Origin of the sequence: Amycolatopsis sp. NBC_01488 (assembly GCF_036227105.1) — a bacterium.
Lineage (GTDB): Bacteria > Actinomycetota > Actinomycetes > Mycobacteriales > Pseudonocardiaceae > Amycolatopsis.
Map to the genome: position 1 here is coordinate 7,901,864 of NZ_CP109434.1, position 23,547 is coordinate 7,925,410.

A 23,547-nucleotide genomic window follows, 5' to 3' on the forward strand; every position below is an offset into this window, starting at 1 on the left:
CTGTGCGTGACACGACGGAGCCCGCCGGGACCGGGGGTCTCGGCGGGCTCCGGCGCGCTCGTGCGTCAGGCGACTTCGCTGCTGCGGCCGCCAGACCGGTGCAGGCCCAGCATGTCGAGCAGCTGCGCGCAGTCCTCGGGGTCCTTCGCCCGCGCCGCGACGGCCAGCGCCGCCTTGCGCCGGGTCGTGGCCTGTGCCGGGGTGTCCCCGCCCTCGAGGAGGAGGTCCACCACCGGTCGCAGGTCGTTCGGCTTGTCTCGCATGATCGCTCCCCTCCGGCATCCGTTCGCCGGCCGATTACCCGATCTCACCCTGCCCAACACAGGAGGCGCCGAACGGGTTCCCGGAGACGGCCGACGCTAGGCCGAACGAGTGAATTCGATGGGCTCCGACGCGGAACCCGGCAAGGTATGTGAGACCCACGTCACACCAGGAGGCCGGATGGGCACCCAGATCCGCATCAGCCGTGAGGACGGGTCGCTGCCCTGCGAAGTCTGCGGCTTCCCGACGATGCACGTGGCCCAGGTCGTCGCCGACGACGGAACGGTCCTCGGCCGGACCCTGGTCTGCACGACGTGCCAGCGCAGCAGGCACCGGCCCGACGCGGTCACCGAGGCCGAGGCGCCGCCGGACGAAGTGCCGACCAGCTAGGCCCCGAGCCGGCCGTCACGTCGTGGTCGTCGCGACCGCGGCCACGAACTCCGCCGCGACTTCGTGGAGTTTCCGGTTGCCGTCCTGGGAGCGCTTCACCAGCCGCTGGAACGCCTCCTCCGCGGTGATCCGGTGCGCGGCCATCAGGATCCCCTTGGCCTGGTCGATCACCGCCCGCGTCTCGAGCGCGCGGTTCAGCTGGTCGATCAGCTCGCGCGCGGCGAAGTAGCGGCGCGCGCTGCGCAGGCCGATCACCACCGTCGCCGTGTACAGCTCGAGGATCTTCGTGCCCAGCTCGCTGAAGCCGTGCTCGCCGAAGCCGAACAGGTTCACCGCACCGGACATGTCGTCGTCCACGGTCAGCGGCGCGGCCAGGAAACTCGCCACGCCCAGCTGCTCGGCCTTCGACACGAACTGCGGCCACACGTCGCCCACCGCGCCGACGCCGACGCGCACCGGCTGCCCGGTCTCGGCCGCGCGCAGGCACGGCCCGTCCCCGATCCGGTACTGCTCGCGGTCGAAGTTCACCGCCCGCTGGTCGGTGCTCGCGACGGTCTCCGGCTGGCCTTCGCGCACGAGGGTGATGCTCGCCATGTCGGCCCCCGGCACCACCTGCACCACGTGGTCGCACACCGCCTGCAGCATCTGGCCGAGGTCCAGCTCGGTGTCCAGCATCGCGGTCAGCGACTCCATCGCGACCGTGACCTCGTCCAGCCGCGCGGAGAGCTGCTCATCGCCGCCCGTCATCCTGGTGACGCCCCTCTTCTCGGTTCACAGGGCGCTCTGGACCAGGGAGGACCCGGGCGCGCGCCACTAGTGGGCCGCTAGCGCTTTAACGGGTCCAGCGCGAGATTACTGCATCCCGGCCACCGCAGGCACAAGCGGTCGCCGCCGCGGCGCACCCACGCGCCCGTTCGGAGCAACGTCGGTTGCGGTCCGCACGCCCGTGGTTAGGCTCGGGTGACGGTTCAGCACAGCAGCCGGCTCGGAACACCACGAGCGCGGCGCTCCGGCTCCGCGCCGCACCGGACGGCGGCGAACCGCATGCAGGTCCTTCCACCCCGAAATCCCCTCTTGCGGCTGCGCACGACGTGGCCCGCCCCGCACGCGGTGCTGATCACCGCCCGCGGCGCCCTCGACTCCGCGACGGCGGCCGACCTGGCCGCACTCGTCTCAGACCGCCTGTGGGCGGTCCCGGAGCGGCTCACCCTCGATCTGTCCGAAGTGGACTTCCTCGGCGTGGCGGGCGTCCGCGTGCTGCTGCACGCGGCGCTGCAGGCCGAGCAGAACGGCACGGAGCTGCTGGTGGTCACCGGGACGAGCACGATGGTCCGCCGGGCCCTCCAGGTGACGGAGGCCGACCGGCGCCTCACCATCGCCACGCGCCGACCCGAGCCCGCACCGGCCTGACCGGCACGGCGGGCGCGTCAGCGTGGCGAGCCCGCCGATCCGGCGTGCCCTTCGCGCGTCCCGGCCGGGTCCGCGTCCCGGTCGAGGGCACGGGCCTGGGCCCGCTTCGAACGGACGTACCGCTCCTCCTTCATCCGCTCGACCGCCTCCGGGTGGTGCAGCTCGAACGCCGGGCGCTCCGAGCGGATCCGCGGCAGGTCCAGGAAGTTGTGGCGCGGCGGCGGGCACGTCGTCGCCCATTCGAGGCTGTTGCCGAAGCCCCAGGGGTCGTCGACCAGGACCTGCTCGCCGTAGCGGTAGCTCTTCACCACGTTCCAGATGAACGGCAGCGTCGACGCGCCCAGGATGAACGCGCCGATCGTCGAGATCGTGTTCAGCGTCGCGAAGCCGTCGGAGGACAGGTAGTCCGCGTACCGGCGCGGCATGCCCATGTCGCCCAGCCAGTGCTGGATGAGGAACGTCGTGTGGAAGCCGATGAACGTCGTCCAGAAGTGCCACTTGCCGAGGCCCTCGTCGAGCATCCGGCCGGTCATCTTCGGGAACCAGAAGTAGATCCCGGCGAACGTCGCGAACACGATCGTGCCGAACAGGACGTAGTGGAAGTGCGCCACGACGAAGTAGGAGTCGGTGACGTGGAAGTCGATCGGCGGCGACGCCAGCATCACGCCGGTGAGACCGCCGAACAGGAACGTCACCATGAAGCCGACCGACCACAGCATCGGCGTCTCGAAGGACAGGTGCCCCTTCCACATCGTGCCGATCCAGTTGAAGAACTTGATCCCGGTCGGCACCGCGATGAAGAACGTCATGATCGAGAAGAACGGCAGCAGCACCGCGCCGGTGGCGAACATGTGGTGCGCCCACACGACCGCGGACAGCCCGGTGATCCCGACGGTCGCGAACACCATCAGCCGGTAGCCGTACAGCGGTTTCCGGCTGAACACCGGGACGATCTCGGTGACGATCCCGAAGTACGGCAGCGCCACGATGTAGACCTCGGGGTGGCCGAAGAACCAGAACAGGTGCTGGAACATGATCGCCCCGCCGTTCTCGGGGTCGAACACGTGGGCGCCGAGCCGGCGGTCGGCCTCCAGCCCGAACAGCGCGGCGGTGAGAATCGGGAACGCCAGCAGGATGAGGACGGCGGTGAACAGGATGTTCCAGGTGAAGATCGGCATCCGCCACATCGTCATCCCGGGGCAGCGCAGGGTGACGATGGTGGTGACCATGTTGACCGCGCCGAGGATGGTGCCGAGGCCGGACACGATCAGGCCCATGATCCACAGGTCGCCGCCGACGCCGGGCGAGTGGATGGCGTTCGACAGCGGCGTGTAGGCCGTCCACCCGAAGTCGGGCGCGCCGCCCGGGGTGAGGAACGAGCTGATCACGATCAGCCCGCCGAACAGGTAGAGCCAGTAGGCGAAACCGTTGAGCCGCGGGAACGCGACGTCCGGCGCGCCGATCTGCAGCGGCAGGATGTAGTTCGCGAACCCGAAGAGGTTCGGGGTGGCGTAGAGCAGCAGCATGATCGTGCCGTGCATGGTGAACAGCTGGTTGTATTGCTCCGGCGACAGGAACTGCAGCCCCGGGCGCGCCAGCTCGCCGCGCATCAGCAGCGCCATCGCGCCGCCCGCCATGAAGAACGCGAACGACGTCGTCAGGTACAGCAACCCGATCTGCTTCGGGTCGGTGGTGCGCAGCAGGGCGAGCAGCGTCCCGCCCTTCGGGCCGCGCCGCGCCACGGCCAGCGGCACCGCTCGCAAGGTCGGTGTCGGCTTCACCTCGGTCATCCGCAACTCCTGTCGCCGGACTGCTCCGTAACCGGGTACTACTCCTGCCGGCGACGCGCCGCGTTCCCCCGAACGGGTGGAACTACGCCCGCAGCGCCGGGAGCAGCTCCTTCTCTGCGAAATCGAGGAAGCCGTCCTGCTGGTCGCCACCGATCTGGACGAGGGCGACGTCGGTGAAGCCCGCCTTCTCGAACTCGCGCAGGCCTTCGACGATCGGCTCGACGTCCGGGCCGCACGGGATCGAGCCGGCGACGTCGTCCTCGCGGACGAACTGCGTCGCGCCGGCGAACCCGGCCGGACCCGGCAGCTCGGCGTTGACCTTCCAGCCGCCGGCGAACCAGCGGAACTGCTCGTGCGCGCGCTTCACGGCCGCGTCGCGGTCGGTGCCCCACGACACCGGCAGCTGCCCGATCTTGCGGGTCGGCGGGCCCAGCTTCGTCGCGTCCCACTCGCTCGAGAGCTCCACCTTCGGCTCGACCGCGATCATCACGTCGGCGATCGGGGCGAACCGCTTGATCGACTGCGAACCGGACACGGCGACGCCGATCGGCGTCCGCTTCTCCGGCAGGTCCCACAGCTTCGCCGAGTCGACGCGGAAGTGCTTGCCCTCGTAGTCGAAGTAGCCGCCGTCGAAGAGGCCGCCGATGATCTGCAGGGCCTCGGCGAGCATGTCGTGCCGGACGTTGGCCGACGGCCAGCCGCGGCCGACGACGTGCTCGTTGAGGTTCTCCCCCGCGCCGAGCCCCAGGGTGAACCGGCCGGCCGAGAGCGCCTGGACGGTCGCCGCCTTCTGCGCCACGACCGCCGGGTGGTAGCGCATGGTCGGGCAGGTCACGTAGGTCATCAGCTCGACCCGTTCGGTGCTCTGCGTGACCGCGCCCAGCACGCTCCAGGCGTACGGCGCGTGCCCCTGCTCGGCCAGCCAGGGCGAGTAGTGGTCGCTCATGACCTCGAAGTCGAAGCCGGCCTGTTCCGCACCGGCGGCGAACCGGACCAGTTCGTTCGGCCCGGTCTGCTCGGTCATCAACGTGTAGCCGATCCGCATCGGCGCCTCCTCTCGTCAGCTCCCCGCATACCCGCCCGGCGCGCGGGGTAACCGACCGCCATGGGCGAACTTCGCACGCTCGCGCGCAAGCTGATCGACGACCACCTGGTGGACGGCGAGCCGGTCGCCGGCGCGGAGATCGGCCTGCGGATCGACCAGACGCTCACCCAGGACGCCACCGGCACCCTGGTCATGCAGGAGCTGGAAGCCCTCGGCCTAGACCGGGCGAAGACCGAGGTGAGCGTCCAGCACGTCGACCACAACCTGCTGCAGGCCGACGAGAAGAACGCCGAAGACCACGCCTTCCTCCGCTCGGCCTGCGCCCGGTTCGGGCTCTGGTTCTCCAAGGCGGGCAACGGTGTCTCGCACCCCACGCACATGCAGCGGTTCGGCAAGCCCGGCCGGACGCTGGCCGGCTCGGACTCGCACACCTGCGCCGGCGGCTCGCTGGGCATGCTCGCCATCGGCGTCGGCGGCCTCGAAGTCGCCCTGGCGATCGCCGGCGAACCGCTGTACCTGCGGATGCCGGAGATCTGGGGTGTCCGGCTGACCGGGTCACTGCCGGACTGGGTGTCGGCCAAGGACGTCGTGCTGGAGATGCTGCGCCGCCACGGCGTGCGCGGCGGAGTGCACCGGATCGTCGAGTACCACGGGCCCGGCCTGGCCGGTCTCACCGCGATGGACCGGCACGTGATCGCGAACATGGGCGCCGAGCTGGGCGCCACCGCGACGGTCTCCCGGCCGACGACGCGGTCCGAGCGTTCCTGCGGGCCGAGGACCGCGAAGACGACTTCACCGAGCTGCACGCCGACGAGGGTGCCGCCTACGACGTCGAGGACGAGATCGACCTCGGCTCGCTCGAGCCGCTGGTCGCGAAGCCGTCGTCGCCCGGCAACGTCGTCCCCGTCCGCGAAGCCGCCGGAACCACCGTCGACCAGGTGGTGCTGGGCTCGTCGGCCAACCCGGGCTTCCGCGACTTCGCCGTCGCCGCCGAGATCGTCAAGGGGCGCCAGACGGCCGGCTCGGTCAGCTTCGACGTCAACCCGACATCCCGCCAGATCCTCGTCGACCTGACCCGGGCGGGGCACGTCACCGCGCTGGTCGCGGCGGGCGCGCGGATCCACCAGACGGGCTGCCTCGGCTGCATCGGCATGGGCCAGGCACCGGCGGCGGGCCAGACCTCCCTGCGGACCTTCCCCCGCAACTTCCCCGGCCGCTCCGGCACCGCCGACGACGCCGTGTGGCTGTGCTCGCCCGAGACCGCCGCGGCCTCGGCGCTCACCGGCGTCCTGACCGACCCGCGCGCCTACGCCGCCGAGCACGACCTCGCCCACCCCGACCTCACGCCACCCGAGCGCTCCGCGGTCAACACCGCCATGCTCGCCGAGCCGCTGCCCGCCGGGGAAGCCGAGCGGGAAGAGCTGGTCAAGGGCCCGAACATCTCCGGACTGCCCGAGTTCGACCCGCTTCCGGACCGGCTGGAGGCGCCGGTGCTGCTGGTGGTCGGCGACGACGTCTCCACCGACGAGATCTCCCCCGCCGGGGCCCGGGCGCTGCCGTTCCGCTCGAACATCCCGAAGCTCGCCGAGTTCACCTTCACCCGGATCGACGAGGACTACCCGGCCCGGGCCGCCGAGACCGGCGCGCACTTCGTCGTGGCCGGCGCCAACTACGGACAGGGCTCCTCCCGCGAGCACGCCGCCATCACCACCCGCCACCTCGGCCTGCGCGCCGTCCTGGCCTGCTCGTTCGCCCGGATCCACGGCCAGAACCTGGCCAACTTCGGCGTCCTGCCCCTCGAGTTCGCCGACGACGCCGACCGGGAGCGGATCTCCGCGGGCGACACGCTGGTGCTCGACGGCCTGCGCGACGCGCTCGTCGGGGGCGAGCTCACCGTCCGCAACACCACCCGGGACGAGGACTACCGGGTGACCCACCACCTGTCCGCGCGCCAGGTCGAAGCCGTCCTCGCCGGCGGGCGGATCCCGCTGCTCGCCGCCCGGAAGTAACGTTTACCGGAAGATCCACCGGGTATTCCCCGCGCGGGAGAGAAGGGAGCGGTCATGCCCCAGTCGTGGAGCAAGAAGCGCGAGCGCCAGTACGAGCACGTCAAGGACTCGGCGGAGGACCGCGGCGCGAGCACCAAGCGGGCCAAGGAAATCGCGGCCCGGACGGTGAACAAGAACCGCGCCCAGTCCGGCGAGTCCCGCGAGGCCAGCAAGACCTCCCTGCGGGACAAGTCCCCGCAGCAGCGCGGCGGCGAGCGGTCGGGCAACCGCAAGGGCCCGGGCGGCCCCACGAAGGACCAGCTCTACAACGAAGCCAAGAAGCGGAACATCGACGGCCGCTCGAAGATGACCAAGAAGGAACTCGAACGGGCGCTGGGCCGGTGACGAAGCCGGAAACCCCTGACCACGAAGTGTCAGTATCCACCCAGATGGGTAGTACCCCCGGCATGGAAGAAAACCAAAGCGGCTCACCCGGCGGCAAGCCGACGCTGGAAGAGCTGCTCGAGGAGCTGGTGGAGCTGCGCCTGCCCGCCATGGCGGAGCAGATCCCGCTCGTCCGCATGCTCACCCACGGCGTCGTCTCGCGCGCGGACTTCGGCCTGGACGCGATCGCCGACGCCAAGATGGCCGTCGACGAGGCGTGCGCCCAGCTCGTCCAGCTGGCCGAGCTGGGCGCCCAGCTGCACTGCCGCTTCCGGCAGGGCGCCGATGGCCTACACGTGACCGTCTCGACCCGCTCGAGCGACCCGCGGCCCCCCAGCGAGCGGACGTTCGGCTGGCACGTGCTCACCACGCTGAGCCGGTCGGTGACCGCGCACTGCGACGTCCTTCCGGGTGGGGGCGCGGGCATCGTCACGATCGAGCTGGTGCTCAACCCGGGAACGAGCGCGTGAGCCCCGAGCGCAAAACCCTCCTCCACCGCCCGGACGAATACGCCCACTGCGAGCCGCTGTTCGAGGAGCTGGGGACCCTCGACGCCGACGACCCGCGCCGCGACGTCGTGCGGGGCAAGCTCGTCACCGAGCTGCTGCCGCTGGCCGAGCACATCGCGACCCGGTTCTCCGGCCGCGGCGAGCCCCGCGAGGACCTGGTCCAGGTGGCCCGGATCGGCCTGATCAACGCGGTCGACCGCTTCGACCCGACGCGTGGCCACGACTTCCTGTCGTTCGCCGTGCCGACGATCATGGGCGAGGTCCGCAGGCACTTCCGGGACACCGGCTGGTCGGTGCGGGTCCCGCGGCGGCTCAAGGAGCTGCACCTGTCCCTGAGCCAGGGTTCGGCGGCGCTGTCGCAGCGCCTGGGTCGCGCGCCGACGCCGACCGAGCTGGCCGAGCACCTCAACCTGGACGTCGACGAGGTCCGCGAAGGGCTGCTGGCCGGCAACGCCTACCAGGCCCTGTCCGTCGACAAGCCGGTGCACGACGACGCCGAGGCGCTGTCATTGGCGGACACCATGGGGGAACCCGACCACGAGATGGCCATGGTCGAGAACCACGAGGCCCTCCAGCCGCTGCTCCAGGAGCTGCCGAAGCGGGAGCGCGCGATCCTCGTGATGCGGTTCTTCGGCGGGCTGACGCAGACCCAGATCGCCGACCGTGTCGGCATCTCCCAGATGCACGTCTCCCGGCTGCTGTCGCAGACCCTGGAGCAGCTGCGCGGGAAGCTCACCGGCGAAGGCTAGGGCCGGCCCGACCGGCCGGCCCCGCCCGCCGGGTCAGCCCGGCCCCTTGATCAGCTCAGCCAGCCCGGACGGTCGCCCTTGCGAAGCCGCCGCCATTCCCCCGAGAACCGCTCACGCAGCTTCTCGGCCCTCTCGGCGTCTCGCGCGTACAGCATCCCGAACGTGAAGGTGTTCTGCCCTTCGCCGTGCCCGGCGATGGTGAGGTGGTGCAGGAGGTCGCGGCCGACCACGGTGTCCTGGTGCTCGCCCAGCGTGCTCTGGACGGCCTTGACGTTCTTGCGCCACTCACGCAGCTTCTTGCCGTAGACCGGCTTCACGGTGTCGGCGGCGTAGCGGGCCCGCTTCGCCTTCTTGCGGACCTCGTGCAACGCCCGTTCGCGCTCCTGGCCGTCCAGGCCGCGCGCGGCCGCTTCGGCGCGGCGCAGCTTCCGGGCGGCCTTGCGCACCGGCTTGCGCAAGGCGGCTTTCGCGGGCTTGCGTGCCTTGCCGGTCAGCGGCGGCGCCTCGACCACGGCGTCCAGCGCGCGCAGCAGGTTCAGGTACCGCTTGCCGGTCAGCGCCGCCATCGCCCGGACCCGGCCGTCCTCGGCCTCGCGGGCGAAGTAGCGGGTGAGGTACTGGCGCAGGGGCCCGAACACCAGCTCGGACGGGAGCTCGTCGAGCTGCTCGCGCAGCCGTTCCTCGCTGACCTCGGCGTCGCGGGCCGGCGCCAGCTGCCGCCCGAGCCACTTCAGCTCGGCCGCCACCGGTCCGGTCGCGTCCTGGTCCACAATGGACCCGAACGTGCGGAGCGCGCTGCGCAGCTTCCGGGTCGCGACCCGCATCCGGTGCACGGAGTCCTCGACGTCCAGCCGCACGCCGACGTCCGCGCGGCGCAGCTGGTCGTAGTGCTCCCGTAGCGACGTCAGCACGACCTCGCCCGCCTTCGGCTTCTTCCGGCCGCGAGGCGCCGCCGGGACGCGGTCGCCGATCAGGCGCCGGAGCTTCGACGGCCACGGCGAAGCCGACGCACCGGCTTCGGCCAGCGCCCGGTCGAATTCGTCGAGCCGGGTGGGTTCGGTCTCCGGGTCCAGTTCCAGCTCCAGCTCGCGCCACTCGTCGAGCCGCGCGCTCTCGCCGCCGGCCTCCCCGGTCACGTGGTCGTCGGTCAGGATCGCGACGGTCCTGCCGTCGCCGTCGGCCAGCCGGTGGGCGAACCGGTCGGTGCGCAGGTGCGCGATGGGCACCAGCTTTTCCCCCAGCGCGTACGCGCGCACGAGCCGGCGGAGCCGCCCGGGGACCTTGTTCGGGTCGCCGCCCAGCGGCAGCTGGATCTCCTGCCGCTCGTCGGCGGAGACCGGCAGCTTGAGGTGCCAGCCCGCGTCGTGCCCGCCGACCCGGCGCCGGAGCGTGATGCCGCTCCTGGCCAGTGCGAAGGTTTCGGTGTCGTAGTAGGAAGCGTCGAGGATCTGCTCGACCGGGTCGTCCTGGGTCGCGACGCCCGCGACGCCGACGAGCCGGGGCACCCCGCTTCCCGGCACGACCTCGTACTTGCGCTCGCGCTCGGTCACCGACGACGGCGCTGCCATGATCATCCTCCTTGGGGGCCGGTTCTCCCGACGGATACCCGGTGGGTGCGCCCCGAACACGGGATTCGGCGGCCGGGCAGCGGGTAACCGTCCGGGAAAAGCGAGTCCCGAGCAGGAGCGTGCATGAACAGCAGACAGCCCGCAACCGACCTGACCACCGTCCTCGCCGGTGACCACCGGGAACTGGACCGGCTGTGCACCGAGCTCGACCTCGGCCAGGGCAGTCCCGAGAACCGCAAGGACCTCGCCGACCACCTCATCGCGGAGCTGGTCCGCCACACCGTCGCCGAGGAGTCCTTCCTCGACGGCGAAGGCGATCTCACCGAGGCCGACGGGCTGATGCGGCAGCTGGAGGGCGCGGGACCGCAGGAGACGCGCTTCGAGCGCCTGCTGAGCGGGCTGATCCGCGCCGTCCGGCGGCACGTCCACGAGGAAGGCCCGGAGGCGGTGCGGCAGGTCCGGCTCACCTGCTCGCCGGAGCGGCGGGCCGAGCTGGGCAAGGAGGTCCTGGCGGCTCGCGACGCCGCCGCGACGGTGCCGCACCCGGACCTGTCCGACCGGGTGCCGCAGGCCGAGCAGCTGTGGCCGGGGCCGGGTTTCGTGGACCGGGCGCGGGCCGCGCTGCGCCGCGCCGCCGGCTCTCCCGGTTGAGCACCGGCATCGGGTTGAATGGAGGTCCATCCCCGAGGACGACGGAGACGCATGAACATCGGCGAAGACGAATGGGCGCGGGAACGGGCCCGGTTCGGGCTGGACGGCGACCGGCAGGCCGGTCTCCTGACGAGGCAGTTCGCCGAGCTCACGCGCACGCTGCTCGACGTGACGCCGACCGTCGGGGGCGTGCTCCGGCTCGTCGTCGGCGCCGCCAGCGCGATCGTCCCGGACGCCGACCTGGTCAGCGTCACGCTGCGCGAACCCGACGGCCGGTACCACACGCCCGTCGAGACCGACCCGGTCGCGGTGCGGCTGGACCAGGTGCAGTACGACCACGGCGAAGGGCCGTGCGTCGAGTCGGCCCGCCCGGACGGCCCGGCCATCGGCTGGTCCCAGGACCTCGCCCACGACCCGCGCTGGCCGTCGTTCGGCCCGGCGGCGGCCGCCCACGGCTACCACTCGGTGCTCGCGACGGCCCTGCTCCCCGACGCCCGCCCGCCGCGGCGCTCGGGCGCGCTCAACATCTACTCGAGCAAGCCCGGCGCGTTCGACACCGCGGCGATCGACCTCGCGCTGCTGCTGGCGACGCACGCCTCGCTGGCGCTGGCGCACACGGAAGCCGTTCTCGCGGCCGAGCTGGAGTCGGCGAACCTGCGCCGCGCGGTCGACAGCCGGGACGTGATCGGCCAGGCGAAGGGGATCCTGATGCAGCGCCGCGGCATCACGGCCGACGAAGCCTTCGACGTGCTGCGCCGCGCGTCCCAGGACCTGAACGTCAAGCTGGCCGACCTGGCCCGGACGCTGGCTGCCCGGCACACCGAGGTGGACCTGCCGGTGGCGGAGGCCTGAGCCCGGGCACGGGCGAAGGCGGCACCTTCCGGGGAAGGCGCCGCCCTCGAGGCGCTACTGGGCCGAGTACGGGGACCGGTTCTCCAGCGGCGGGCTGACGTCCGGGTAGCCGCCCGGCTGACCCGGCACCGGCGTCACCGTCGGGCTCTGCGCCTCGGGTTCGACGCGCTGCCGGCTGCCGCGCTGGACGACCGCCTCCACTTCCTGCTCGCCGCGGATGCGGGCGAGCGCGGCGAGCGTGATCGCATGCGCCAGGGCGAGGATCAGCAGCAGCACGCCGAGCCGGCCGACGACGCCCGGCAGGTCGCTGCCACCCATGTCGATGGTCGAGACCAGTGCCAGCACCCCCAGCGTGGCCAGGTGGAACAACACGGTGACCAGCCGGGTCATCGAAGCGCCGGCCGCCGGATCGCCGTAGGAGTTCTCCAGGTAGCGGCGGCCGCTGCGGTAGATGATCTGCCCGTCTACCAGGACCAGCGCCACGCCGATCGCGAGGAACGACAGATACGCGTTCGTGGTCATGCGGGGACGCTCCTTCTCCAGGGGGGACCTCTCCGGGGGAAATACCCGGCCCGCTGCGCAGGGAAACGCCTCGGTCACCCGGTGAAGGTATCCGGGTCCGGCCCGGTGCGCCGGCCGTCGTCGAGCTTCCCGATCGCGGTCATGTCCTCGTCGTCGAGCTCGAAGTCGAAGACGTCGATGTTCTGCCTGATCCGGTCGGGCGACGACGACTTCGGGAAGACGATGTTCCCGAGCTGGATGTGCCAGCGCAGCACCACCTGCGCGGCCGTCCGGCCGTGCTTCTCGGCCAGGTCCCCGAGCACCGGGTCCTCGAGGACCTCCGCCTGGGCCAGCGGGCTCCACGCCTCGGTCGCGATGCCGTGGGCCTGGTGGTAGGCGCGCAGCTCGGTCTGCTGCAGCGCCGGGTGCAGCTCGATCTGGTTGACCGCGGGCACCGTGCCGGTCTCCTCGGCGAGCCGGTCGAGGTGGGCGGGCTGGAAGTTCGAGACGCCGATGGCGCGGGCCTTGCCGGCCCGCAGGATGTCTTCGAAGCCCTGCCACGTCCGGACGTAGTTGTCCTTGTGCGGCAACGGCCAGTGGATCAGGTAGAGGTCGACGTAATCGAAGGCGAGGCGCCGCAGGCTGCCTTCCAGCGCCGTGATGGCGTTGTCGTGGCCGTGCGCGTCGTTCGCCAGCTTCGTCGTGACGAACACCTCTTCGCGCGCGACGCCCGACTCCGCGATACCGGCGCCGACGCCTTCCTCGTTGCGGTACATCTGCGCCGTGTCGATATGGCGGTAGCCGGCCTCCAGCGCGGTGCGCACGGCCTGGGCGGTCTCCTCGGGCGGGATCTGGAACACGCCGAACCCGAACTGCGGGATCCGCACGCCGTTGGTCAGTTCCACGGCCGGAACGTGGGGGGAAGTCATGCCTGCCGCCTACCCGAGGCCTCCGGACGCGAAACACGGCGGGACGGTGTCCGCCCCGCCGTGTCACCCGATCGGGTAGTCCTACGTCCCCGGCCGCTCCACGTCACCGCGCCAGCCGCCGGTTTCCCGGCCGCGCTGCTCGATGAACTCCTTGAACCGCTTGAGGTCGCCCTTCACCCGGCGGTCGAGGACGCCGAGCTTGTCGGCGACGTTCTCGGCGAAGCCCTCCGGATCGATGTCCATCTGCGCGGTCACCCGGGTGTGCGCGTCGTCGAGCCGGTGGAACGTGATCACGCCGGCGTGGTCCGGCCCGGAGTCGGACGTCCAGGCGACCCGCTCGTCGGGGTGCTGCTCGGTGATCGTCGCGTCGAACTCGCGCGTCACGCCACCGAACTTCGTCACCCAGTGGGTGTGGGTGGCGTCGACCTGGCGGATCTCCTCGACACCTTCCATGAACCGCGGGAACTCCTCGAACTGCGTCCACTGGTTGTAGGCGGTCGAAACAGGGACTTCCACGTCCACGATTTCGGTGATCGTGCCCATGCACTCCTCCTCGTCGGTTGGTGGCACCGCTCGGCTACCCGGTGCCGGACCGGTCAAACCCGGCGTGGTTGACCCCGGGCCGGCCCGGGTACACGGCGGCCAGGCAAGGAGGTGTTCCGTGATCGAAGAGGTGAACAAGAAGCCGGCGGCCGACCGCTCGGTCGGTGAGCTGGTGACGGACCTGACCGACGAGGTCAAGCGGCTTGTCCGGGACGAGATGCGGCTCGCGGCCTTCGAACTGCAGCGCAAGGGCAAGAAGATGGGCCTCGGCGCCGGGTTGTTCGGCGCGGCGGGCCTGTTCGCGCTGTTCGGCGGCGGCACGCTGGTCGCGGCCGCCGTGCTCGCGCTCGCGCTGGTGCTGCCCGGCTGGCTGGCCGCGGTGCTCGTCGCGGTCGCGCTGTTCCTGGTCGCCGGGATCGCCGCGCTGGCCGGCAAGAAGGAAGTCACGCAGGGCGTGCCGCCGGTGCCCGAAGAAGCGATCAGCGGGGTCCGCCAGGATGTGGACACCGTGAAACAAGGAGTGCGCACATGAGCGGGGACTTCCCGAAGAACGCCGAAGAGGCGCGGCTCGACCGCGACACGACCCGGGAAGAGCTGACCGAGACCCTCGAAGCGCTCGGGCACAAGCTCGACGTGAAGACGCGGGTCAAGGAGAACGTCGACGAGAAGCTCGACAAGGCCACCGCGAAGGTCGCCGACGTCACGAACGAGCCGACCGCGGTCAAGTTCCGCCAGGGCGCCGATGTCGTGCGCGGCAACCCGGTGCCGATCTTCGCCGGCGTGCTGGCGCTGCTGATCGTGATCCGGCTGATCCTGCGACGGAGGAACGACTCGTGAACAAGGTGCTGTACAAGCCGCTGAGCTGGATCGCCGGTGCCCTCGGCGGCGTGCTCGCCGGCCAGGCGTTCAAGCAGGTCTGGAAGCGCGTGGCCGGCGAGGAGGACGCGCCCGACGCCACCGACCGCGACTACACCTGGCGGCAGGTGATCATCGCGGCGGCGGTGCAGGGCGCGATCTTCGCCGCCGTCAAGGCCGCCACCGAGCGCGCGGGTGCCATGGGATATCAGAAGGCGACCGGCGACTGGCCGGACGACTGACCGCAGCTTGCCGGTCCGTGGTGTCCACAGTCCACAGTGGACGGCGGGAGGCGGGACCGCCGGGCGGTCACGCCTCCCGGCCGGGCTCGGGAACCGGGGTCAGGCCCGCGACCGCGGCACCGACCCGGGGGTGGATCTCCAGCAGCACGTCCGCGCCGGTGACCTCCAGCGAGCGCGTGACCGCGTGACCGCCGGGGACGACGGCGAGGTCGGCCCGGGCGTTCGCCTCGAGCAGCGACCGGACGCCGGCGCAGCTGACGAAGGCGACCCGGGTCAGGTCGACGACCAGCCGCCCGCCCGTCGCGAGGGCTTCGTCCAGGGTGTCGACGGTGGCCGCGTCGATGTCCCCCACCAGCGTGATGACGGTGATCCCGCCCGGTCGCGCGGTGGCGGTGTAGGTCAACCCGGACGGTTCTTCGATCGTGCGAAAGCAGTACATGGCGCTCCCTATCGCAGGTTAAGGGGCGCTGACCGGAGCACGTGTCTGAACAACAGCCAACGCCTTGACCGTACGCCCCTGGGCCGCCAGGTCAACCCCGCGGGTTTCCCACCTCCGGCCCCGGGTAATCGCCGGAAGACGGACATCCGGCCCGGAAGGAGATCCATGCGAGTCGTGATCGTCGGCGGCGGGTTCGCCGGTTACCACGCGGCGAAGAGCCTGCGAAAGGCCGCCGGTGCGGACGTCGAGGTGGTCGTGCTCAACCCCACGGACTACTTCCTCTACCTGCCGCTGCTGCCGGAAGTGGCGGCCGGGATCCTCGACCCGCGGCGGGTGACCGTGTCGATCCCCGAGACGCTGCCGGGCGTCCGCCTGGTGCTCGGCGTCGCCACCGGCGCCGATTTCGGCGCCCGCCACGTCGCCTACACCGACCCCGAAGGGCAGGAGCACCGGATCGGGTACGACCGGCTGGTGCTCGCGGCGGGCAGCGTCAACAAGCTGTTGCCGATCCCGGGCGTCCCGGAGTACGCCCACGGGTTCCGCGGCGTGCCCGAGGCGCTGTACCTGCGTGACCACATCACGCGCCAGATCGAGCTGGCCGCGGCGGCCGAGGACCCCGCCGAACGCGACGCGCGCTGCACGTTCGTGGTGGTCGGCGCCGGCTACACCGGGACCGAAGTCGCCGCGCAGGGCCCCGCGTTCACCGAGGTCCTCGCCGCGCGGCACCCCGAGCTGGCCGGGCAGAAGATCCGCTGGCTGCTGCTCGACCTCGCCGAGCGGGTGCTGCCCGAGCTGGGCAAGCGCCTCGGCAAGACCGCGGACGACGTGCTGCGCGCCCGCGGCGTCGAGGTGCTGATGAAGACCTCGATCGACCACGCCGACGACAAGGGCGTCACGCTGACCAACGGCGACGCGGTGCCGACGCGGACGCTCGTGTGGTGCGTCGGCGTGCGGCCGGACCCGCTGGTGGCCGACCTCGGGCTCGAGACGGCGAAGGGCAGGCTGGTCGTGACCGAGCAGCTCACCGTGCCCGGCCGCGACGACGTCTTCGCCTGCGGCGACGCGGCCGCGGTGCCCGACCTCACCCGCCCCGGCCAGTACACCGCGATGACCGCGCAGCACGCCGAACGGCAGGGGAAGCTCGCCGGGCGCAACGTCGCGGCGTCGCTGGGCTACGGCCGTCCCGGCACCTACCGGCACCACGACCTCGGCTTCGTCGTCGACCTGGGTGCGGGCGCCGCGGCCGCGAACCCTTTGCACGTCCCGCTTTCCGGCCGGCCGGCGAAGGCCGTGACCCGCGCCTACCACCTGATGGCGATGCCCGGCAACCGCGTCCGCACGGCCACCGACTGGCTCCTCGACCGGCTCACCGGCCGCCAGACCGTCCAATTGGGACTCGTCCGCTCCGGCGCGGTACCGCTCGACACGGACTCCCCGGAACTCCCCCGTCGCTGATTAGGAAAGCACCATGGCCGCCGATCCCGATTACACCCGTTCCGCCGGCCCGGCCGTCGTCACCGCGGGCGACCCGTCCGGGCCGAAGCTCGTCGTGCTCGACCCGGCGGGCGCCGCCCGGCACGACGAGCTGCCCGCGACCTGGCGGCCCCTGGCCGAGCGGCGCGGGATCTTCTGGTGCCGGGTCCCGGCGGGCGGGGCCCTGACCGAGGCCGACGACCTGGTGGGCGACCGCGGGCCCGGCGACCCCGAGATCGCGGTCGTGGCGAGCGGTCCGTTCGCGGCCGAAGCCCTCCAGCTCGTCGAGCGCCACCCGGGCGCGGCCACGCACCTGCTGCTGGTCGACCCGGCCTCCGATGCCTTCCTCCCGTCCGGCGACGCCGCGGAGGCCAACGAAAACTGGCTGGCCGAGCACGACGACGTCGTGGCGAAGCTGCGCGAGACGGGCACCGAGGTCCGGGTGGTCGCCTCGACCACCGGGGGGCCGGCGGACCGCGTGCCGCCGCCGCTGCCGCTCGGCCACCCGGACGTGGTGGCGGCGGTGCAGTCGGCGCTCGGCGAGCGGTAGCCCGAAGACGTACCCGCGGACCATCGCCGAAAGGAGTCCTTTGTGGACACTGCCACGTTGCGCGACCTGACCGCCGACGACGGGCCGTTCGCGTCCGTGCACTTCGACTTCTCGCACGACACCGAGGACGCCGCGAAGCAGCTCGAACTCCGCTTGAAGGAAATCGAGGCGTCGCTGAGCGACCAGCGGGCCGATCCGGCGACGATCGAGGCCGTGCTGCGGGCTGTGCGCGCCAGCGAGCCGCCGGTCGGCAAGGCCGGCCGGAGCATCATCGCCGCGCACGGCTCGGTCCTGCTCGACCGGCGCCTGGCCGCGCCGCCGCCGTCGCAGGTCGTGCGCTTCTCGGCCCTGCCGTACCTGCTGCCGCTCGCGACCCACGCCGAGGAGAACCCGAAGTACGTGCTGGTCGTGGTCGACCGGGTCGGTGCCGAGATCACCGAGTACGCCGACGGCGGACCGCGGACCGAGACGGTCGAGGGGGAGAACCACCCCGTGCACAAGGTCCGCGGCGGCGGTACGGCCCACCACAACCTGCAGAACTCCGCCGAAGAGACGGCCCGTCGCAACCTGGTCGACGTCGCGGACCACGTCGCGAAGGCGGTGGAACGGAGTGGCGCGCACCTGGTCGTCCTGGCCGGGGAGAAGCAGGCCCGCACGGCCCTGCACGAGACCTTGCCGGAGGCGGTCCGCCGGATCGCCACGGAGGTCGACGCGGGCAGCCGAGCCGACGGCTCGTCGCGTGAGGGGCTCGACCGGCAGGTGCACGAGCTGCTGACCGGCCGGCGTCTCGCGGCGCTGGACGACCTGGCCGAGCGGTTCCGTGCCGGGTCGGGCCGCGAAGGCGGGCTGGCGGTGACCGGCCTGGAAGCGGTGACGAGCGCCCTCGCCGAGGCGAACGTCGAGACGCTGCTGGTGGGTTCGCCGGGCGACACCACGGTGTTCGGCGGCCCGGACCCGGCGCAGGTCGCCGTCGGCAAGGCCGGGCTGCAGGCGCTGGGCGTGGCCGAACCCGAGCAGCGCCGGGCCGACGAGGCGATCCCGTTCGCGGCGGTGGCGACCGGCGCGCAGGTCGCGGTGCTGGACGAGCGCGTCGACCTCTGGGAGGGCTTCGGCGCCATCCTGCGCCACAGCTGACGACCACGGAGCGGCCGTGCGAGGTTGTCCTGACGTCAGTCGTCGTCGAACACCGACAGGGCCTGGCGGCGGTGCAGCAGGTCGACGGCGGCGTCGAGCTGGTGTTCGAGGTCCTTGAGCCGGAGCCGCTCCTGCGGGGTCAGCCCGCCGTGGTGGAGGGCACCCTTGCGCAGCCGGTGCTCCTCGTCGATCAGGTCGGCGATGCGATCGGTGATTTCGTGGCCTCCCATGGGAAATCCCCTCCTGTCCGCCGTGAGCATACGCCGCGCGGGTAGCCTCGCCGGGGTGATCCACGTCGCCGAACTGGTGCGCGCCCGCGGAGCGCGGGCGAGCCTGTGCGTGCTCCGGGACGGCCGGACGCTGCTCGACATCGACGTCGGCGGCCCACCGGACGCGCTGTTCTGGATCTTCTCGGCGAGCAAGCCGTTCGTGGCGCTGCTCGTGCACCAGCTGGCGGCGAGCGGGGTCCTGGACCTGAACGCGCCGGTGGCCCGGTACTGGCCGGAGTTCGCGGGCGGCGGCAAGGGGGCGGTGACGATCCGGCAGGTGCTCACGCACCGGTCCGGCTTCGCGACGGCTCGCGGTTTCGCGGGCGACGCGCTCACGATGACCGACTGGCCGCGCGCGGTCCGGGCGATCGAGCGCGCGCCGCTCCGGTGGCCGCCCGGGACCGTGGCCGCCTACCAGCCGATCGTGTACGGCCACCTCCTCGGCGAGCTGGTCCGGCGCTTGTCCGGCGTTCCGGTGGCCACGCTGCTGCGGTCGGAGGTGCTGGCCCCGCTGGGTCTCGCCGACACCCACCTCGGCCTGCCCGCGTCGCTGTGGCCCCGGCGGGTCCCCGTCCGTGGCTACGGCCTGGGCGGCCCGGTGACGGCCCGGATGGTCAACCGCCGTTCGGTCCGCCGGGCGGTGATCCCGGCCGCGGGCATCTCGACGACGGCCCGCGACCTGGCGACGTTCTACCAGGCGTTGCTGGACGGTTTCGCGTCGCCCGCGGTGACGGAGGCCCGCCGGCCGTCGGGCGACGCGGTGATCGACCGGACGATCGGCACCCGCATCCGCTGGGCACAGGGCTTCCAGCTGGGCGGGGCGGGCCGGCCGATGGGGACGTCGAGCGGCCGGGAGACGTTCGGCCACAACGGAAGCAACTGCTGCATCGCCTGGGCGGACCCGGTGCGCCGGGTGGCGTTCGCGTACCTGACGGACCGGCTGGTGTCCGGCCACAGCGCGGCGGCCCACCTGGGCGAGGTGGCGGACGCGGTCCTGAAGACCTGCGACTGACGCGGACCGGCGGCGCGGCAGGCACCCAAGCGGAGTCGGTGCGCAGCTCACGCCGCCACTTACTCGCGCGCGCCGCGGGCCAGGTCCACGAATGCGCGTACCACCGGTGCCACCGCCCCGCTCCGCCAAGCCAGCCCCAGGTCGATCACCGGTGCCGGCTCTTCCAGCCGCCGCAGGACGACTCCTCGTCGGCGCAAGGCGCGGGCGCGGTGTTCCGGGACCGCCGCGATGCCCGCGCCCTCCGCGACCGCGCGCACCAGCTGCTCGTCCTCCGGTTCCTCGCGCACGATCCGCGGCACCCCGCCCGGCCAGACCTGTGCGCTGATCGCGTCGTACTGGCCCGGCCCGTTCGAGCGCGGCCAGAACACCACCGGTTCCGCGGCGATCCACGCTCGCCGCAGCCGCCCGCGGCGCCGGGCCAGCGCGTGCGCCGACGGCAATGCGATCAGCACTTCCTCCGACCCCACGACCGCCACCTCGATCCCCGGCGAAACCACCGGCGGCCGGACGAAGCCCACGTCGATCTCCCCCGCGGCCAAGCGGGCCAGGTTCAGGCTCGTCCACCCCGTCTCGAGCGCCAGCGAGACGTCCGGATACCGCTCCCGGTAGGCCGCCACGAGGTCAGCGGCCAGCGGACCCGGCGCCGAGCGTGTGTACGCGATCCGGAGCCGCCCGGCGTCGCCACGGCCGGCCGCGGCGATCACCCCGCGCGCGCGGTCCAGGCGGCCCAGCAGCTCCCGTGCCTCCGCCGCCGCGACGCGACCGGCCTCCGTCAGCGCGAACCGCGGGCCCGAACGGTCGAGCAGCGCCACGCCCAGCTCGGCTTCGAACGCCCGGATCTGCTGGCTCAGCGAAGGCTGCGACACGAACAGCCGCGCGGCCGCCCGCGTGAAGTGCATCTCCTCGGCGAGCACGGCGAAGTAGTGCCAACGGCGCAGGTCCACCCAGCCACTATAGGACCGGCCTATAGATCAAGAGGGACGAAGTCTTGGACCGGTCCGCACCGCCGGCCCGAGACTGGGGACGTGAACCGCACCGACCGCAAGCTCCGCGCCCTCGCCGCCGCCACGGACCGGAACCTCCTCGATCCGCTCGCCGGGTTCGTCGACCTCGCCGGGATCCGCGAGGCCGTCGAAGACCTGACCAAGGCGTTCGCGCCACTCGGGCGCGTCCAGCACACCGTCGCCGCCAAGGCGTGCGGCCTGGCGCCCGTCCTGCGGTACCTGGCCGACCTCGGGGTCGACGCCGAAGTCGCCAGTCCGGGCGAGACGGCGGTCGCCGAAGCCGCCGGCCTGCGCGGCTCCCGGCTCGTCCTCGACTCCCCCGCCAAGACCATCGCCGAACTGACGCACGCCCTGAGCGAGGGCACCGCGATCAACGCCGACAACTTCCAGGAACTCGCCCGGCTCGACGCGCTCGTCGAGGATGCCCCACGCTCGGTGCTCGGCCTGCGGATCAACCCCCAGGTCGGCGCCGGGCGGATCGACGGCACCAGCACCGCGACCACCACGTCGAAGTTCGGCATTCCGTTGCGGGACAACCGGTCCGCGATCATCGAAGCCTTCATGCGACGACCGTGGCTGACCCGGCTGCACGTCCACGTCGGCTCGCAGGGCTGCCCGCCGGAGCTGATGGCCGACGGCGTCGCCGCGGTGCACGCGCTTGCCGAAGAAATCAACACCGAGGCCGGGTACCGGCAGGTCACCAGCCTCGACCTCGGCGGCGGCCTGCCGGTGAACTTCGCCTCCGACGCCCCGGGCCCGACCTACGCCGACTACGTAGCGACCCTTCTGGCGAAGGTCCCGGCCCTCGCCGACGGGCACTACTCGTTCGTCACGGAGTTCGGCCGGTCGCTGCTGGCGAAGAACGGCTTCCTCGTCAGCACCGTCGAGTACACGAAGGTCGCGGGCGGGCGGCCCATCGCCGTGACGCACGCGGGTGCGCAGGTCGCGGCCCGCACGGTGCTCCAGCCCGAGCACTGGCCGCTGCGGCTGACCGCGCTCGACGCCACCGGCACCCCGAAGACCGGGCCCGAGGTGCCGCAGGACGTCGCCGGGCCGCTGTGTTTCGCGGGCGACCTCCTGGCGAAGGAACGGCCGCTTCCGTTGCTGGAGCCGGGCGACTTCGTCGTCGCCCACGACACCGGCGCCTACTACTTCGGCGCGCACTACGCCTACAACACGCTGCCACGCCCGGCCGTGCACGGCTTCACGGTCGACGAGCGCGGTGACGTCCGGTTCACGCCGATCCGCCGCGCGCAGTCCGTGGCCGAGCTGGTCGCGGACGCGGGCGCCGAACACGTCGGAGCGCTCCCGGAAGCGTGATCTCCGGCGTACGATCCGGGCACGCGAGGGGAGACTGCCATGGGGGCCGGTCGTACGCGAGCTTTTCGGGGGCCCGGGCCGGAAGCCCGGTCGGCACAGCTGCCGCGGTTCGCCGCACTGCCGGTGGGCCTCGTCGTCGCCGTGCAGGCGGTGATCCTGACCGCGCTGTCGGGCCGCTACGGCTTCCACCGCGACGAGCTGTACTTCGTCGCGGCCGGCCACCGGCCGGACTGGGGCTACGTCGACAACCCGCCGATCACGCCGTGGCTCGCACGCGTGTCGACGGCGTTGTTCGGCGAGACGCCGAGCGGCCTGCGCGTGGCCGCGACCCTGCTCGGCGTGGCGACCGTCGTGGTCGTCACGCTGATCGCCCGCGAGTTCGGCGGCGGCCGCGGCGCGCAGCTGTTCACCGCCCTCGCGACCGCGCTCTCCGCGTACGTCCTGGTCGTCTCGCACATGCTGGCCACCAACTCCGCGGACATGCTGCTGTGGTCGCTGATCGCGCTGTTCGGGGTGAAGCTCCTGCGCACCGGCGACGGCCGGTGGTGGCTCGCCGTCGGCGCGGCGGCCGGGATCGGGCTGGCCAACAAGTGGCTGGTCCTGCTCCTGCTGTCCGGGCTGGGCATCGGCGTGGCCGCCGCGGGACCGCGCCGGGTGCTGCGGACGTGGTGGCTCGCGGCCGGCGTCGGCATCGCCGTCGTGCTGGCCGCCCCGATCGTGGTCTGGCAGGCGGCGCACGGCTGGCCGATGCTCACCGTCGCCGGGGGGATCAGCGACGACGACGGCGTCGAGAACCGCGTCCTGTTCGTGCCGATGCAGCTGGTCTACCTCTCGCCCGTGCTGGTGCCGGTGTGGATCGCCGGGCTCGTGCGGCCGTGGCGCGATCCCGGCCTGCACTGGGCCCGCGCCCTCGCGATCGCCTACCCGGTCGTCTGCGTCGAACTGCTGGTTCTGGGCGGGAAGCCGTACTACTCGGTGCCGTTGCTGCTGCCGCTGGTGGCGCTCGGCGCGGAGCCGGCCCTGCGGTGGCTCGGCCGCGGCCGGGTGACGCGGCGGGTGCTGACCGGCGCGGCCGCCGTCGTGGGCGCGGCGGTGTCCGTCCTCACCGGACTCCCGATCGTGCCGCCGCCGTCACTGAACGGCCCGCTGCTGGCGATCAACAAGGAACCCGGCGAGCAGGTCGGCTGGCCGGAGCTCGCCGACGCCGTCGCCGCGGCGTGGGCGCGGATCCCGGCCACCGAGCGGGACACCGCGGTGATCGTCACCGGGAACTACGGCGAGGCCGGCGCGATCGAGCACTACGGGCCCGCGCGCGGGCTGCCCCAGCCGTACTCGCCGCACATGTCCTACGCCGACTGGGGTCCGCCGCCGGACCGGCTGGTCGGCCCGGTGCTGGTCGTCGGCGGCTTCGAGCGCGGCTCGCCCGCGTCGCGGCTGCTCACCGGCTGCCACGCGGTGGCCAAGCAGCACAACGCCGAAGGCGTCGACAACGACGAAGAAGGCGTCGTGCTCTCGCTGTGCACGCTGACCGAGCCGTGGTCGACGGCGTGGCCGGCCCTGCGCCGGTTCTACTGACGCGTTCTTCCCACCACACCGAGCCCGCGGTGCGGTGGGAAGAA

General features: G+C 72.3%; 27 protein-coding genes and 1 pseudogene. 17 read left to right on the top strand and 11 right to left on the bottom strand.

The window, feature by feature from the left end:
* Positions 1 to 65: 65 nt before the first annotated feature.
* Complete coding sequence (locus tag OG738_RS37060; RefSeq protein ID WP_329047999.1) at positions 66 to 263, bottom strand: hypothetical protein; 198 nt, start codon at positions 261 to 263, stop codon at positions 66 to 68.
* Positions 264 to 441: 178 nt separating this feature from the next.
* Between OG738_RS37060 and OG738_RS37065 the strand changes: the two genes are divergently transcribed.
* Complete coding sequence (locus tag OG738_RS37065) at positions 442 to 651, top strand: hypothetical protein (protein ID WP_329048000.1); 210 nt, start codon at positions 442 to 444, stop codon at positions 649 to 651.
* Positions 652 to 666: 15 nt separating this feature from the next.
* Here the strand turns inward: OG738_RS37065 and OG738_RS37070 are convergent, their stop codons facing one another.
* Positions 667 to 1,398 (bottom strand): ANTAR domain-containing response regulator, encoded by a 732-nt coding sequence (locus OG738_RS37070; protein WP_329048002.1) that lies wholly within the window; start codon positions 1,396 to 1,398, stop codon positions 667 to 669.
* A 327-nt stretch (positions 1,399 to 1,725) separates the two neighbouring features.
* On the opposite strand from OG738_RS37070, the gene OG738_RS37075 reads away from it, so the two are divergent.
* Positions 1,726 to 2,061, top strand: coding sequence for an STAS domain-containing protein (locus OG738_RS37075; RefSeq protein WP_329048003.1), 336 nt, complete (start codon positions 1,726 to 1,728; stop codon positions 2,059 to 2,061).
* 17 nt (positions 2,062 to 2,078) lie between these two features.
* On the opposite strand, the gene ctaD is transcribed toward OG738_RS37075, so the two are convergent.
* Complete coding sequence (gene ctaD, locus OG738_RS37080) at positions 2,079 to 3,851, bottom strand: aa3-type cytochrome oxidase subunit I (RefSeq protein WP_329048004.1); 1,773 nt, start codon at positions 3,849 to 3,851, stop codon at positions 2,079 to 2,081.
* 82 nt (positions 3,852 to 3,933) lie between these two features.
* Positions 3,934 to 4,896: an LLM class F420-dependent oxidoreductase gene (locus tag OG738_RS37085; RefSeq protein ID WP_329048005.1), complete on the bottom strand. Its 963-nt coding sequence runs from the start codon at positions 4,894 to 4,896 to the stop codon at positions 3,934 to 3,936.
* A gap of 60 nt (positions 4,897 to 4,956) precedes the next feature.
* Here OG738_RS37085 and OG738_RS37090 point away from each other — a divergent pair.
* The 4 genes and pseudogenes from OG738_RS37090 (at position 4,957) to OG738_RS37105 (ending at position 8,586) form a co-directional block, all read left to right on the top strand.
* Positions 4,957 to 6,905, top strand: a pseudogene (locus tag OG738_RS37090) (aconitate hydratase).
* A 54-nt stretch (positions 6,906 to 6,959) separates the two neighbouring features.
* Complete coding sequence (locus tag OG738_RS37095) at positions 6,960 to 7,289, top strand: plasmid stabilization protein (protein ID WP_329048006.1); 330 nt, start codon at positions 6,960 to 6,962, stop codon at positions 7,287 to 7,289.
* A 62-nt stretch (positions 7,290 to 7,351) separates the two neighbouring features.
* Entirely contained in the window at positions 7,352 to 7,798 is a 447-nt protein-coding gene (locus tag OG738_RS37100; RefSeq protein WP_329048007.1) for an ATP-binding protein, read from the top strand.
* A complete protein-coding gene (locus OG738_RS37105; RefSeq protein ID WP_329048008.1) occupies positions 7,795 to 8,586 on the top strand; it encodes a SigB/SigF/SigG family RNA polymerase sigma factor in 792 nt (263 codons plus the stop codon). The genes OG738_RS37100 and OG738_RS37105 overlap by 4 nt, the downstream gene beginning before the upstream one ends.
* A 50-nt stretch (positions 8,587 to 8,636) precedes the next feature.
* Here OG738_RS37105 and OG738_RS37110 read toward each other — a convergent pair whose 3' ends face one another.
* Entirely contained in the window at positions 8,637 to 10,154 is a 1,518-nt protein-coding gene (locus OG738_RS37110) for a CYTH and CHAD domain-containing protein (protein ID WP_329048010.1), read from the bottom strand.
* Between the two features lie 123 nt (positions 10,155 to 10,277).
* Between OG738_RS37110 and OG738_RS37115 the strand changes: the two genes are divergently transcribed.
* Both OG738_RS37115 and OG738_RS37120 read left to right on the top strand, forming a co-directional pair.
* On the top strand, positions 10,278 to 10,805 hold the full coding sequence (locus tag OG738_RS37115; RefSeq protein ID WP_329048012.1) for a hemerythrin domain-containing protein: 528 nt from the start codon (positions 10,278 to 10,280) through the stop codon (positions 10,803 to 10,805).
* A gap of 51 nt (positions 10,806 to 10,856) precedes the next feature.
* The gene (locus tag OG738_RS37120; protein WP_329048013.1) at positions 10,857 to 11,657 is read left to right on the top strand and encodes a GAF and ANTAR domain-containing protein; all 801 of its coding nucleotides are present in this window, start codon (positions 10,857 to 10,859) and stop codon (positions 11,655 to 11,657) included.
* Positions 11,658 to 11,711: 54 nt separating this feature from the next.
* On the opposite strand, the gene OG738_RS37125 is transcribed toward OG738_RS37120, so the two are convergent.
* The 3 genes from OG738_RS37125 to OG738_RS37135 all read right to left on the bottom strand — a co-directional run bounded on the left by OG738_RS37125 (position 11,712) and on the right by OG738_RS37135 (position 13,630).
* The gene (locus OG738_RS37125; protein WP_329048014.1) at positions 11,712 to 12,179 is read right to left on the bottom strand and encodes a hypothetical protein; all 468 of its coding nucleotides are present in this window, start codon (positions 12,177 to 12,179) and stop codon (positions 11,712 to 11,714) included.
* 74 nt (positions 12,180 to 12,253) lie between these two features.
* Positions 12,254 to 13,087 (bottom strand): aldo/keto reductase, encoded by an 834-nt coding sequence (locus tag OG738_RS37130; protein WP_329048015.1) that lies wholly within the window; start codon positions 13,085 to 13,087, stop codon positions 12,254 to 12,256.
* Between the two features lie 81 nt (positions 13,088 to 13,168).
* The gene (locus tag OG738_RS37135) at positions 13,169 to 13,630 is read right to left on the bottom strand and encodes an SRPBCC family protein (protein ID WP_329048016.1); all 462 of its coding nucleotides are present in this window, start codon (positions 13,628 to 13,630) and stop codon (positions 13,169 to 13,171) included.
* A gap of 118 nt (positions 13,631 to 13,748) precedes the next feature.
* On the opposite strand from OG738_RS37135, the gene OG738_RS37140 reads away from it, so the two are divergent.
* From OG738_RS37140 to OG738_RS37150, 3 genes are read left to right on the top strand one after another with little or no spacing between them, the layout of a single operon-like run.
* Positions 13,749 to 14,162: a phage holin family protein gene (locus OG738_RS37140; protein WP_329048017.1), complete on the top strand. Its 414-nt coding sequence runs from the start codon at positions 13,749 to 13,751 to the stop codon at positions 14,160 to 14,162.
* Entirely contained in the window at positions 14,159 to 14,467 is a 309-nt protein-coding gene (locus OG738_RS37145) for a DUF3618 domain-containing protein (RefSeq protein ID WP_329048018.1), read from the top strand. Before OG738_RS37140 ends, OG738_RS37145 begins: the two co-directional genes overlap by 4 nt.
* Positions 14,464 to 14,727, top strand: coding sequence for a DUF4235 domain-containing protein (locus OG738_RS37150; RefSeq protein WP_329048019.1), 264 nt, complete (start codon positions 14,464 to 14,466; stop codon positions 14,725 to 14,727). Before OG738_RS37145 ends, OG738_RS37150 begins: the two co-directional genes overlap by 4 nt.
* Positions 14,728 to 14,794: 67 nt before the next feature.
* On the opposite strand, the gene OG738_RS37155 is transcribed toward OG738_RS37150, so the two are convergent.
* A complete protein-coding gene (locus OG738_RS37155; protein ID WP_329048021.1) occupies positions 14,795 to 15,166 on the bottom strand; it encodes an STAS domain-containing protein in 372 nt (123 codons plus the stop codon).
* A 165-nt stretch (positions 15,167 to 15,331) separates the two neighbouring features.
* On the opposite strand from OG738_RS37155, the gene OG738_RS37160 reads away from it, so the two are divergent.
* Genes OG738_RS37160 through OG738_RS37170 form a run of 3 tightly spaced genes read left to right on the top strand, consistent with a single transcriptional unit; the run spans position 15,332 to position 18,323 of the window.
* Positions 15,332 to 16,621 carry an NAD(P)/FAD-dependent oxidoreductase gene (locus tag OG738_RS37160; RefSeq protein ID WP_329048023.1) on the top strand — a complete coding sequence of 430 codons (1,290 nt, stop codon included), beginning with the start codon at positions 15,332 to 15,334 and terminating at the stop codon, positions 16,619 to 16,621.
* Between the two features lie 13 nt (positions 16,622 to 16,634).
* Entirely contained in the window at positions 16,635 to 17,189 is a 555-nt protein-coding gene (locus OG738_RS37165; protein WP_329048025.1) for a hypothetical protein, read from the top strand.
* 42 nt (positions 17,190 to 17,231) lie between these two features.
* Positions 17,232 to 18,323 carry an Rv2629 family ribosome hibernation factor gene (locus OG738_RS37170; RefSeq protein ID WP_329048028.1) on the top strand — a complete coding sequence of 364 codons (1,092 nt, stop codon included), beginning with the start codon at positions 17,232 to 17,234 and terminating at the stop codon, positions 18,321 to 18,323.
* A gap of 35 nt (positions 18,324 to 18,358) precedes the next feature.
* Here the strand turns inward: OG738_RS37170 and OG738_RS37175 are convergent, their stop codons facing one another.
* A complete protein-coding gene (locus tag OG738_RS37175) occupies positions 18,359 to 18,553 on the bottom strand; it encodes a DUF2630 family protein (RefSeq protein WP_329048029.1) in 195 nt (64 codons plus the stop codon).
* A 55-nt stretch (positions 18,554 to 18,608) separates the two neighbouring features.
* Here OG738_RS37175 and OG738_RS37180 point away from each other — a divergent pair, with 55 nt between their 5' ends.
* Complete coding sequence (locus OG738_RS37180; protein ID WP_329048030.1) at positions 18,609 to 19,604, top strand: serine hydrolase domain-containing protein; 996 nt, start codon at positions 18,609 to 18,611, stop codon at positions 19,602 to 19,604.
* Between the two features lie 59 nt (positions 19,605 to 19,663).
* On the opposite strand, the gene OG738_RS37185 is transcribed toward OG738_RS37180, so the two are convergent.
* On the bottom strand, positions 19,664 to 20,548 hold the full coding sequence (locus tag OG738_RS37185) for a LysR family transcriptional regulator (RefSeq protein WP_329048032.1): 885 nt from the start codon (positions 20,546 to 20,548) through the stop codon (positions 19,664 to 19,666).
* An 81-nt stretch (positions 20,549 to 20,629) separates the two neighbouring features.
* Between OG738_RS37185 and OG738_RS37190 the strand changes: the two genes are divergently transcribed.
* Both OG738_RS37190 and OG738_RS37195 read left to right on the top strand, forming a co-directional pair.
* On the top strand, positions 20,630 to 21,928 hold the full coding sequence (locus OG738_RS37190) for a diaminopimelate decarboxylase (protein ID WP_329048034.1): 1,299 nt from the start codon (positions 20,630 to 20,632) through the stop codon (positions 21,926 to 21,928).
* A gap of 39 nt (positions 21,929 to 21,967) precedes the next feature.
* Positions 21,968 to 23,503 carry an ArnT family glycosyltransferase gene (locus OG738_RS37195; RefSeq protein WP_329048035.1) on the top strand — a complete coding sequence of 512 codons (1,536 nt, stop codon included), beginning with the start codon at positions 21,968 to 21,970 and terminating at the stop codon, positions 23,501 to 23,503.
* The last annotated feature ends 44 nt before the right edge of the window (positions 23,504 to 23,547 follow it).